The organism is Deltaproteobacteria bacterium (assembly GCA_020845775.1).
Taxonomy (GTDB): domain Bacteria; phylum Bdellovibrionota_C; class UBA2361; order SZUA-149; family JADLFC01; genus JADLFC01.
In genome coordinates this window covers 1-12,037 of the sequence record JADLFC010000091.1, presented here as the reverse complement: position 1 = coordinate 12,037, position 12,037 = coordinate 1, and the positions used below count along the sequence as shown (strand labels likewise).

Genomic DNA, 12,037 nt, shown 5'->3' with positions numbered 1-12,037 from the left:
CGTCCAATCAGACCGGCGGTCTGAAGGACATTTAGGTGTCTGGATACATTTGGCTGACTAAGGCCGGTCAGCAATACTAGCTCCGAAACGCATTTTTCGCCATCCTGTAATGCCTGAATAATAGAGAGCCTACTTGTCTCACCCAATGCTCGGAAACGGGCTGCCAAAGCCTCCATGTTGCTAGCCGAAAGTTCTTTTAACCCATGTTTTGCCATTTATAACCTCGCTTGCTTGACAAATATGAAAACATAACTATATTATTATACAGTAATGCATAAAAAGGCAATATGGTTGTGCTCTTATTGTTGTTAGGAGGAATTATGGAAAACAAAGACTCGTGTTGCTGTCAGTCAAAAAGCGGCGATGGGCAAAAATGTGCTAGCAAGTTAACGTGCTCGCCGTGTTTGATAGTGGCGGCTGTTATATTAGCCATTGTAGTGCTGCAATATTTTGTGCGGTAGGTAGCCGGCAGAAGAAGAGAGCAATTATGGAAAATGACGATTCGCTAAAAACTCTAAATGATGCCAACACTTGCATGGCCTTAGGGGCGGGTGTTGGTGCTCTGGGGCTAGTAACTGCCGCGGCTGCCGGCGCGACTTGCCCTTTATGTGTAGTGGTAGCTCCAGGATTAATTGGATATGGGGCGTATAAGAGATGGCAGGCGTCAAAAGATAAATCTAGTACGAATTGCGGCACAAAAAAGTGACCAGGTTTAGTCCATGCCGTCAATAATTTGCTTGACAGAATACCCCCCAGGGGTATATTCTGTGGTCTTTAATCGCAAAGCATGGATATTTATGGGTAAAAAGAAGGCTACGGCTTGTTGCGGACAATGTCCGGATTCTTCCGAGCATCCGGATCACGGCAAGGAACTTCACCGAGTAAATCGCATTTCGGGGCAGCTCGAAGGAGTAAGGCGCATGATTGTCGAGCGCGAGTACTGCCCAAAGATAATAATGCAAGCACATGCAGCAAGAGCTGCTTTAAAATCACTAGAAGGAGTTATCTTAAAAAGGCATTTGGAATCTTGCGTCAAAGAGGCCCTGACGTCGTCTGATTCTGAGAAAGCCGAACGAAAGATGGCGGAACTGATAGAATTATTTCGCAGTACCTAGATTTATAGCGGCCTAGCTAATTGAGGGGCAGGATATGCGAGGTATCCCCAAGGCAGTGTTGGACTGGAAATTGACACTAGTAGTAAGTGCCGTGCTCCTGTTCTCGTTTTTAGCCGGATGTGGCACCGCTATGTCGCCAGGCGAGCTTGCTTTGCGCCAGGAATTGGCAGGAGTATCCGAAAACTATAATCCATCTGGCACAAGCCTGCAGCTTCCCACTTTGCGCGCTGACAGTGGGCTGGATGAAATTCTAACATTCGGCATAATAAATGATCCTGCCGTTGCGAGTGCTTATTACGATTGGAAGGCTTCTGTCGAGGCTATAACAGTAGCGAGATCCATTGAGAATCCCAAATTGCTATTTGAGGCTGATATCGCCGATGTCGTAATGGCGCTGATGCCTGGCATCATGCTTGAGTTCCCGGGTAGCGGGAAACTCTCGGCTATGGGTGAAGTGGCAACTGCCGAGGGCCAGGCGAGGTTTTTTGCTTTTAAGAGAGCTACGCTGCTATCGGCAGCGGCAATTAAGACTGCCTATTACCGTTTGCAGGCTGTTGACGAATCTATTCGCGTTAACCGCCTGGCTCTTGAACTTTTAGAGGATTTAAGAACAGTTGCTCAGGTACAACATGAGACCGGGAAGGTAACTTTGCAAGATGTATTGCGTGCCGAAATTGAACGCGACAAATTATTAGCCGACATAGAAAATCTCGAAGATTTGCGGGATGCTCAGTTAGCTTCCTATAAGGGGACGCTCGGCGTTAATGCAGAAACGGTTGTCCCGTTCCCAGCGTCCTACACAAACAGTAGTGGCGATGTCACTGATGACGGAATATTGGAAACCGCCTTTAAACATAATCCGAGACTTAAAGAAATGCAGGCTCAGATTGCAAAAGCTGAGGCAATGCTGCGCTTAGCGAAGCTTAACTTTATTCCAGACGTTGGAATCGGTCTCGAGGCGGATTTGAAGCAAAGCCCTGTAATTTTCAATCCGAGCTTCTCACTTACCATACCTATCTGGCGGGAGAAAAACGCTGCTCAGATTAGAGCTGCGGAGGCAGAGGCCGACGCTATGCGCTCTCGCTTCTATCGCGAAAAAATAGACCTTGCAGTTGAATTTGCTACAGCCCGTTTCAGTTACAAGGAAAGTTCGCGCAAAGTTACCTTGTATACCGACGCGCTATTGCCTAAAGCTTCGCGAGCATTGGAAGTTGCACGTACAGGGTATATTGGTGGGCGTAGCTCGTTTGTGGATTTTTTAGATGCACAGCGGACGCTATTGGAGTTTGACCTTGCTCGCATCGAGTCGCGTGCGATGCAAGAAGAGGCGCTTGCAAAACTTTCTCTAATAATTGCTGGCATAGTTCCGGCTGCTGCGTCATTTGTAAATCGCGAACTGGAGGTAAGTGAGCAATGAGAAGCATTGGGCTTAGTTGTTTTGCTCTTGGCATATTTGGGGCTCTAACTATAACAACTGTAGGTGTCGTGATGCTCCCGCTAGTCGTTAGCGCACAAGAACAAGAGACTGTTGTGTATACCTGTTCTATGCATCCACAAGTTAGGCTGCCAAACCCGGGTAAATGTCCAATTTGCGATATGCCCTTAATTCCAGCGGTGTCGTCATCATCTCCGGGTAATGGAAATGAGGTTGGCATGGGAAGTTCTAAAATTGAGCTATCGGAATATGCGCGTTCCATGGCTTCGGTGGAATCGGTCGAGCTAAAACCCATGGAGCTATCACATGATGTATATGCGGTGGGTAAAGTGTCATACAACGAGACGGCGCTTTCAACTATTACTGCACGGGTAGACGGTTATGTAGAAAGGTTGTTTGTGAATTTTACGGGTATAGATGTAAATAAAGGCGACCACCTCGTAGAGATATATAGCCCGGACTTGGTGGTGGCTCAGCAGGAAGTGTTAATTGCCGTGCGGTCAGGTGATAGGGGCTCGTTGTTAGATAGCACTTTGCTGAAACTATCTCGCTGGGGATTGTCGGAGTGGCAACTAAAAAGCTTAGTAGAAAGTCGCAAAGTAACAGAGCGCGTAACTCTTTTTTCGCCCATTTCCGGAACTGTTATTTCGCGCAACATTACGCAAAGCGGAGCTTTTAGGGCAGGGGATGCTCTCTATCAAATAGCTAATCTCGACACGGTTTGGGTTTATCTCGACGTCTACGAAAGTCAACTTCCTTGGCTGCGCTATGGGCAAAAGGTGGAATTGATCACTGAGTCGCTGCCCAATAGGAAGTTTGCTGGCATGGTAACTTTCGTCTCCCCTCTAGTCGATGAGGAGAGTCGCACTATAAAGGTGCCGGTGCATATCGAAAATCCCGATCATGCGCTTAAGCCTGGAATGTTTATGAGCGGCAGGATTTTGGCTACACTTTCGTCGTCAGGGCAGCCGGCGGCTACAGGTATCGAGGGCAAATTTACTTGTCCTATGCATCCGCAAGTTCTCGAAGATGGAGCTGGTTCATGTCCAATTTGTGGCATGGATTTAAAGGAGATCCCGGGCAAATCCTCTCTTGTCGGAGAAAGTATTTTGGCGGTTCCTGCAAGTGCAGTTATCGATAGCGGTTTGCGACAATTTGTTTACGTAGAGCAGAAGCGGGGAGTGTTTAAGGGCGTGGAAGTGAAGCTGGGGCCTCGGGCTGGAAACTACTTTCCGGTTCTTTCGGGGTTGAATTCAGGAGAACGCGTGGTGGTTCGCGGCAATTTTCTCCTCGACAGTCAGGCTCAAATTAGTGGGCAGCCAAGTTTGTTTTATCCGCGCGGCGCTGCTTATCAAGATGCCGTTAATGCTAGTCCATCGGATGGCAAGTCTCGGGGGCAAGCGGCGCAGACTCCTCATATACATTGAGGATATTTATGGTTTCCCAGATAATCAAAGGCTGCCTCAACAATTTGTTTTTAGTGTTCGTTGGCATTGCTCTAATTCTCGGTGCTGGATATTACGCCATTCTCAATACTCCAGTTGATGCGATTCCCGATATCGGTGAAAAGCAGGTGATAGTTTATGCCGACTGGGAGGGGAGGAGCCCGCAGGACGTAGATGATCAGGTAACATATCCCCTAAGCACTGCTCTTACAGGTACACCAGGGGTTAAAACCATTCGCTCGATGTCGGGCTTTGGTTTTTCGATGGTGTTTGTAATATTCGAAAACGAGGTCGACTACTACTGGGCGCGTTCCCGTGTGTTAGAGCGCATGAACGTCGCGCAACAACAGCTCCCAGCAGGTGTAGTTCCAGTTTTGGGCCCAGATGCGACTGCACTGGGGCAAGTCTACTGGTATACCGTAGAAGGTGAAGGTTTTGATTTAGCAGAACTTCGCTCTATCCAGGATTGGTACTTGAGATATCAACTGAATTCGGTTCAAGGTGTAAGCGAAGTTGCAAGCGTTGGTGGTTTTGTTCGCCAATACCAAATAGACATTCATCCCGACAAAATGCGAGCCCATCGCGTTACTTTAATGGACATCTACGATGCCGTTCGCAAGAGCAATATCGATGTGGGCGCTAAAGTGTTGGAAGAGAACGGTATCGAGTACTTTATTCGGGGAATCGGCTTTGTTAAGTCCGTTGAAGACCTGGAAAACGTTGTAATCCGTCAGCAAGAAGGAACGCCGCTTTTTGTAAGAAATGTCGCTACTGTGCAGTTGGGGCCAGATTTTCGCCGCGGACTGCTCGATAAAACTGGTGTAGAGAGCGTTGGCGGTGTCGTATTAATGCGCTATGGCGAGAATCCTAGAGCTGTCGTAGAGCGCCTAAAGGCGAAGCTCGTGCAACTCGAATCGGGCTTGCCAAAGAAAACATTGAGAGATGGGCGCGTATCATCGGTGAGGATAGTCCCCTTTTACGATCGCACTACTATTGTCGAAGAGACCATTGATACTCTGCGAGAGGCTTTGTTGGAGGAGGCCGTGCTTGCAGGCATTGTTGTTCTAATCTTCTTGCTGCACTTAAGGAGCGCACTAACGGTGTTGGTGACGCTGCCGCTTTCGGTTGCCGGCACGTTCTTAGCAATGTTTTACTTCGGCGTGGACTCTAATATTATGTCGCTCGCGGGGCTAGCCATCGCGATTGGCGATGTGGCCGACATGGGTATTATCATGACTGAAAATATCTATAGACACATCGCGGATAAAAGCGAAAAGGCGAAAGGAAAGACCTATTTTACAAAGGTGTATGAAGGCGCGACCGAGGTAGGTGGCGCTATTTTAGTCGCGGTGTCAAACACTTTGGTTGCGTTTATTCCAGTCTTCTTTCTAACCGATCAAGAGGGCAAGTTGTTTAGGCCTTTAGCCTTCACTAAAACGTTTGCCATTGGCAGTTCTGTTATTCTGGCCGTTACTGTAGTTCCAGTGATGTGCTATTTGCTGTTTCGTCCATGGAATGGCAAAAAAAGCACGGCTAAAGGTTTAGCAATTATTTGTGGCGCTAGTTCCGCTCTAGGTGCCCATGCTGTTGTGACAGTAATGTATGGCTTCAGCGGCGCGCAAGGATGGCCTACTTCGTTGGCGATTGGCGCAATGGTGGCGTTAGCAGTTTTTCGCATGACGAGCGAGAGGTTCGTGCCGTTAGAGGAAAATCCAGTTTCTAAAATGGTGGCGTCTGCTTATGCGCCAACCCTTCGGTGGATATTGAATCACAAAAAAACGTTTATGCTCATTCCATTTTGTATCCTCCTGTGGGGAATTATTATTTGGAGGGGAATGGGTAGGGAATTTATGCCACCGCTCGATGAGGGCTCGTTTCTCTACATGCCTTCTCTTTTGCCGCAGGGTGGACTAAATCAAGCTGCGGAAGTCGTTAGTAAGCAAGATTTGGCAATTGCATCAGTGCCAGAAGTAGCCTCGGTTGTCGGGAAGGTAGGGCGAACGGAATCGGCCCTCGATCCGGCGCCGATTAGCATGATTGAAACAGTTGTTCTGCTTCGCCCAGAGGATGAGTGGCGAATGGTGGAGGAGGAGCGATGGTATAGCTTTCTAACGGAAGCACTTCAGACACCGTTTAAAATATTGTGGCCGACGCAGCGGCGCATTACTAAGGCCGAAATACTGTCCGAGCTTCAGGAAAGGACTGCTATCCCCGGCGTGCTGCCGACTTGGCTTCAGCCGATACAGACGCGTTTGGTAATGTTGCAGACTGGCTTTCGTGCAATGATGGGAGTGAAAATATTTGGATCGGAACTAAAGGAAATTGAGCGCATCGGAATCGAGATTGAAAAGGTGCTTCAAACAGTTCCAGGGGCAACTGATATCGTAGCAGACCGCATAGTGGGTAAGCCGTACGTGCAGATTGAAATCAATCGCGAAAAAGCTGCGCGATATGGGGTAAATATCCGAGATGTGCAGGACGTAATAGAGATGGCTCTAGGCGGTATGAATATAATGGACTCAGTTGAGGGGAGGGAGCGCTATCCGATTAGGCTTCGCTTGGCGCGGGATTTTCGGGAACACTTCGAGGCAATTGAGGGAATTTTAGTTCCTAGTGCTACAGGGGCACAGGTTCCTTTGATACAATTAGCTTCGATTGAGACTATACTTGGTCCTCAGGAGATTAAGGGAGAGCGAGGGCTATTGGTCGGTTATGTCACCATGAATACCCGTGGTCGTGATGAGGTTAGCGTAGTTCGAGATGCCGAGTCCGCGCTGCAAAGGGCGCTAAAGGCGGGCGAGTTAAAGGTGCCACCTGGATATTACTGGGAGTGGTCTGGGCAGTTTGAAAATCAAGTTAGGGCGACGGCGCGCATGAAGATTTTAGTGCCCTTAACTCTCGCTATTATGTTTGTCATGCTTTACTTGGGCTTTAGCCGTTGGTGGATTGCACCTATTATTTTTTTCGGGGTAATAGTCTCGGCGGCTGGAGGTTTTATAATGCTGAGTTTTTGTGGTGCTAACCTTTCAGTGGCGGTTTGGGTAGGTTTCTTGGTTCTTTTTGGCGTGGTTGACGATGACGGCGTGGTGATCTCAACTTATTTGGAGCATATCTTTAAGGATAGGGAATTTCGATCCATATTAGAAATTAGGGAAGCGGTCGTGGAAGCCGGCCTTAGGCGCATTCGTCCTTGCCTCATGACGATTAGCACCACTGTCTTTGGTTTAATGCCTATATTTTGGACTACGGGCCGAGGCTCAGACGTTATGCAACCGATGGCTATCCCATCTATCGGTGGCATGGCGATTAGTCTCATCACTTTATTTATAGTGCCATGCTTGTTTTCTGCCGTAGAGGAATGGAAGTGGAGCCGCAGGTTGCAAAAATTTGTGAACGCTGCCGACTAATAATTGCGATAATATTAACGCTTTAAAATTTGAAAGAGCAGGCGTAGAAGTTGCTCTTTCCAGATAGACTTATCCGTTTAATATAATGGAGGAAACACTAATGGATTTGTACGGCGTTAATTCATCAAAACACCAGAGGTATGGTTCTAACGGAACTAGTTCTGCTGGGTACGATAATCAGGGATTGTCGACTAGGTATGAGAGTCGAAATAGTGGTGGAAGTTCAAGTGTCTATTCGGCTGGGCGTCCTGTGACGCGCCAAACCACAACATATAACGCATGGCAGACGGTTCGGGGTGGATTTGGCCGGGCTTATGACGCTTTTTCAGTTGGGAGCAAGGTAGTTGGGCAATATTTTGACAGGGGACTTGAGCGTGTCAAGGTTGGCTTCTTAAAGAGTGCTGATAGGCAGCTGCAAGAGATAGATAGAACCTCTGGAATGCTATTGGATGGCATTGCAGATATTGGGCATTGGGCGGCGCAGTCGGGTGTTAAAGTTGAAGACTTTGTGGCATCGTCGGTATCGGCTGTGGGAATGGGTAACGATGTTAAGGACGCCATCGACAAGATGCGAATTCGAGAATTGGCTGAACCCGCTAATTCTGTCATAGGCAAAACGCTTGGCGCAGTTGGTAACGCTGTCGGCAAAATAGGTGGCATCATCGATGCAGCTAGCGGAGTCACCGATATGGCTAATGCGCTCTATGAGGATCGGGCGGTTGGAGATAATAGTTATCGACGCACTATGAGATCCATGGCTAATACTGTCGGGCGCCTCAGTAGTGGCGTCGTGGCTGGCGTTAGCGCAGGTACTGGAGCCTTTCTTGCGACATCGGCCGTTATAGCTAAGACTGGCCTTGGTGCGGCAGTAGCTGGTTCGGCGATGGGCGGAGCAGCTATAGTAAGCGCACCTGTAGTTATCGGCGTTGCAGCTGGCACAGCCGTAGGTTTAGCTGCTGGCTATGCATATGGGAAAATAGTACAGTACTTCTAAAAGTGCAGTTAGCCTTTTTTGGGCTTGTCTAATGGATTCCGCCAGTTGAGAACCCGCTGTAAAAACTGCCTTAGTTTGCTCTTTTTTGGAAAATGAAATATTAAGCCATATGTTTTTTTTAGCTAGTAGCGCTAAAGTAGCTTGCTGTTATTTTAGTAAAATAATAGAATCGTAAGTTACTGAAATCATTAGATGGGCGATTAGCTCAGCTGGCTAGAGCAGCTGACTCTTAATCAGCGGGTCCAGGGTTCGAGTCCCTGATCGCCCAATCTTCTTATTTTAGTAATGAAGATTTTGATATGGTGTTTTCTGCGGGGGTGGTGGAATTGGCAGACACGCTAGACTTAGGATCTAGTGCTCTTTGAGCTTGGGGGTTCAAGTCCCCCCTCCCGCATTGCCTAGTGTTTTGGGGCGCGTGGTATAGCGAGCGATTTGGAATTAAGGATTCTTAATTATGGTATCGGCTGAAGTTGGTGCGGATATGATTGTATCCCTGGAAAATATTGGAGAAGTAAAGCGCAGTGTTAGTTGCGAGGTTCCGACTGGAATATTCGAGCAGCGTTTTGAGCGAGCTCTTGCGGCAGCTCAGTTGCGTTCAAATATAAAAGGTTTTCGTCCAGGCAGGGCGCCTAGAGGTTTGGTGGCAAATCTTCATGGTCCAGCGATCAAACGAGACATTTTGGGCGAAATTATCAAGGAGACTTATGACAATGTCGTAAGGGATCACAAACTAAATGTCGTTGGATTTCCCGAAGTCGAAATTCTCGATACTGACGAGGGTGAAAACTACAAATTTACTCTATCCCTGGACATTTTTCCAGAACCAGTCATTAAAGATTACGTCGGTTTTGAATGCGAATATGAAGTGGAAAAGACCGAGTGCTCGGAAGAGCATGTGAATGAGCATATTAACAACCTATGTCGTCGTTTTTCAAAGTTTCATCCCATTACGGATCGAACTGTTACTCAGAAAGGCGATATAGTTGTCTTTGGCGTATCGGCTACTTTCGATGGCGAATCCATAGATGAGGCTTCAGGAAGTTATATGGTCGCTGAGCTTAACGATGAAGAGTCAAAAGAATTTCCAAAGGAACTTATCGATGGGCTACTTGGCTTGGAGGTCGGCGTAAAGAGCGACATATTTGTCGAAGCTCCTAAAGATCATCCCAACGAGAAGCTGGCTGGGCAAAAAGTTTGCCACAGCGTAACTGTTAAGAAGATTTCAACGAGAGAGCTTCCTATTTTTGATGACGCATTTCTTCAGAAAACTGGTTTTGCGGGAAGCGTCGAAGAGTTTATGCGATTGGTTCAGCAGCATCACAAGCGCGATGTTAAGAAACGCAATGAAATTGCAAGACATAACGCCTACCTCGACGAGGTGCTAAAGCGAAATAAGTTCGAGCTGCCTCACTCGCTCGTGGATGGCGAGATTCGGTTTATGTTAGCTGAAATTGGCGTTTTGGATAGGAATTCAAAGGATTTCACTAGAATCGATGTTACGCAATATAGACAGGCGTTAGGTGAAATGGCAGAGACTCGTCTGAGACGGGCTGTGGTTCTAGATCGGATTATGGAACAAGAAGAGCGCGAGGTCTCAGATGAGGACGTACAGCAATGGATGGACGAGAAGGCGATTGAGTTCGATATGGATGTTGAGAATGTGGGTTATTTCCTTGGATTACCCCATGCAAAGTCATCGCTAAGGGAATATGTGAATAGGATGAAAACGCTCGAACACTTGATTGGCCAGTGCGTGGTGATGGAAAAGCTAAAGGCGTAGACTGATTGCCGCGAGATTGCTCAGTTTGTAAGCTTCTTGCGGGCGGAAGTTTGGATTTAAGAACTAAATACCGGAGAATGGCTTTATGCACTACATTCCTTATGTAATTGAGCAAACGGCAAGAGGAGAACGTTCTTATGACATTTATTCTCGTCTGCTTAAGGATCGCATTGTGTTTTTGGGCACGGAAGTCACGGATGCTGTGGCGAATGTGGTAACGGCGCAGTTTCTTTTTTTGGAGAGCGAGGATCCAGAAAAGGATATTTATTTTTACATTAATTCGCCGGGTGGCTCCGTAACTGCTGGAATGGCTATATACGATACGATGCAGTACGTTACCCCAGATGTGTCGACGCTATGTTTAGGACAAGCGGCAAGTATGGGTGCATTCTTGTTAGCCGCTGGGGCCAACGGCAAGAGGGCCGCGCTACCACATGCGCGCATTATGATTCACCAGCCACTTGGCGGATTTCAGGGGCAAGTATCGGATGTGGAAATCCACGCGCGTGAGATGGTTAGAATGAAGCGAGAGCTAAATAGATTGCTCTCAGTGCACACAGGGGCGAATATCGAAAAAATCGAAGTCGATACCGATCGCGACAATTTTATGTCGGCTGAGCAGGCCAAAGAGTATGGGCTGATTGATAGTGTAGTAGCCCATAGGCCGAAAACTCCCAAGTCAAGTTAACTTATTGTTTTTCTTGGATATTTAAATATCGCTTGGCGTGGCGATGTGCATTGGATATAATTTTATCATAGTCATGCATAACACCCAGTAATGGGAACGGCTCGTGAAGCAGGCGAAAAGCAGTTGCCAGGAAGGCTTTGAGTAGTTTGTGAGGGATGAAATCTGTTAACTTGCGAGATTCGAGGGGTTAATAAGGGGGAATATTTCGGTGGCTAAAGGTTCTAATCGCAGTCAATCATCGTTAGTCTGTAGCTTTTGTGGCAAGAACCAGGAAGAGGTGCGCAAACTTATTGCGGGTCCGGATGTTTATATTTGCGACGAATGCATCGACTTATGTAACGACATTATCCTTGAAGAGGTAGAGGAGGATCGTAGCGGTAGTCGTTCTTCTTCAATTCCCAAACCCCGAGAAATTAAGAAATTTTTGGATCAATACGTCATTGGACAGGATGCAGCGAAAAAAGTTTTATCCGTCGCTGTTTACAACCACTATAAGCGAGTTGATAGCCATGGGTCTAAAAGCGACGTAGAGTTATCGAAGTCGAATGTATTGTTAATAGGGCCGACTGGGTCAGGGAAGACGCTTTTGGCGCAGACATTGGCGAGGCTTCTCGATGTTCCCTTTACGATTGCAGATGCGACTAATCTCACTGAAGCTGGCTATGTTGGAGAGGATGTTGAGAATATTATTCTCAATTTGCTGCAGGCGGCGGATTATGACGTTGAGAAGGCTCAGCGCGGAATAGTTTACATAGATGAGATAGATAAGATTTCTAGAAAGTCCGACAATCCTTCAATTACTAGAGATGTGTCTGGCGAAGGAGTTCAGCAGGCTCTCCTAAAAATCGTCGAGGGTACTATGGCGAGCATTCCGCCAAAAGGCGGAAGGAAACACCCGCAGCAGGAATTCTTGCAGGTAGATACTTCCAATATACTGTTTATTTGCGGGGGTGCTTTTATAGGTTTAGAGGATATAATCCGTCGACGAACCATGGGAAATACTTTGGGCTTTGCATCTAACATACAGCCTAAGTCAAAGGCAGGTGAGGCGCTAAAAGAGGTTCAACCAGAGGATCTGCTTAAATTTGGACTTATTCCAGAATTTATTGGACGCTTGCCCGTGGTGGCCACGCTAGAGGAACTAAATGAAGCGGCTCTTATGGCTATATTGCT

11 protein-coding genes and 2 tRNA genes are annotated in these 12,037 nt (G+C 47.3%); 12 read left to right on the top strand and 1 reads right to left on the bottom strand.

Annotation, left to right across the window (positions count from 1 at the left end; translation table 11 throughout):
- Window positions 1-176 (bottom strand): winged helix-turn-helix transcriptional regulator (locus IT291_05745; protein ID MCC6220725.1); only part of this gene is annotated, 176 nt, incomplete at its 3' end.
- A 144-nt stretch (window positions 177-320) separates the two neighbouring features.
- Between IT291_05745 and IT291_05740 the strand changes: the two genes are divergently transcribed.
- From IT291_05740 to clpX, 12 genes are all read left to right on the top strand, one after another.
- Window positions 321-461: a hypothetical protein gene (locus IT291_05740; protein ID MCC6220724.1), complete on the top strand. Its 141-nt coding sequence runs from the start codon at window positions 321-323 to the stop codon at window positions 459-461.
- Window positions 462-487: 26 nt separating this feature from the next.
- Window positions 488-706, top strand: a complete 219-nt coding sequence (locus IT291_05735; GenBank protein MCC6220723.1) for a hypothetical protein — start codon at window positions 488-490, stop codon at window positions 704-706.
- Window positions 707-797: 91 nt separating this feature from the next.
- Entirely contained in the window at window positions 798-1,115 is a 318-nt protein-coding gene (locus IT291_05730; protein ID MCC6220722.1) for a metal-sensitive transcriptional regulator, read from the top strand.
- A 34-nt stretch (window positions 1,116-1,149) separates the two neighbouring features.
- Entirely contained in the window at window positions 1,150-2,532 is a 1,383-nt protein-coding gene (locus tag IT291_05725; protein MCC6220721.1) for a TolC family protein, read from the top strand.
- Window positions 2,529-3,977, top strand: coding sequence for an efflux RND transporter periplasmic adaptor subunit (locus IT291_05720; protein MCC6220720.1), 1,449 nt, complete (start codon window positions 2,529-2,531; stop codon window positions 3,975-3,977). Before IT291_05725 ends, IT291_05720 begins: the two co-directional genes overlap by 4 nt.
- Window positions 3,978-3,979: 2 nt before the next feature.
- Complete coding sequence (locus IT291_05715; GenBank protein MCC6220719.1) at window positions 3,980-7,402, top strand: efflux RND transporter permease subunit; 3,423 nt, start codon at window positions 3,980-3,982, stop codon at window positions 7,400-7,402.
- Window positions 7,403-7,502: 100 nt separating this feature from the next.
- Window positions 7,503-8,396, top strand: coding sequence for a hypothetical protein (locus IT291_05710; protein ID MCC6220718.1), 894 nt, complete (start codon window positions 7,503-7,505; stop codon window positions 8,394-8,396).
- 194 nt (window positions 8,397-8,590) lie between these two features.
- A tRNA-Lys gene (locus IT291_05705) sits at window positions 8,591-8,664 on the top strand.
- Window positions 8,665-8,707: 43 nt separating this feature from the next.
- Window positions 8,708-8,790, top strand: a tRNA-Leu gene (locus IT291_05700).
- A 60-nt stretch (window positions 8,791-8,850) separates the two neighbouring features.
- A complete protein-coding gene (gene tig, locus IT291_05695; protein ID MCC6220717.1) occupies window positions 8,851-10,176 on the top strand; it encodes a trigger factor in 1,326 nt (441 codons plus the stop codon).
- Between the two features lie 85 nt (window positions 10,177-10,261).
- Complete coding sequence (clpP, locus tag IT291_05690) at window positions 10,262-10,864, top strand: ATP-dependent Clp endopeptidase proteolytic subunit ClpP (protein ID MCC6220716.1); 603 nt, start codon at window positions 10,262-10,264, stop codon at window positions 10,862-10,864.
- Between the two features lie 202 nt (window positions 10,865-11,066).
- Window positions 11,067-12,037: ATP-dependent Clp protease ATP-binding subunit ClpX (gene clpX / locus IT291_05685; GenBank protein ID MCC6220715.1), on the top strand; the 971-nt coding region annotated here is incomplete at its 3' end.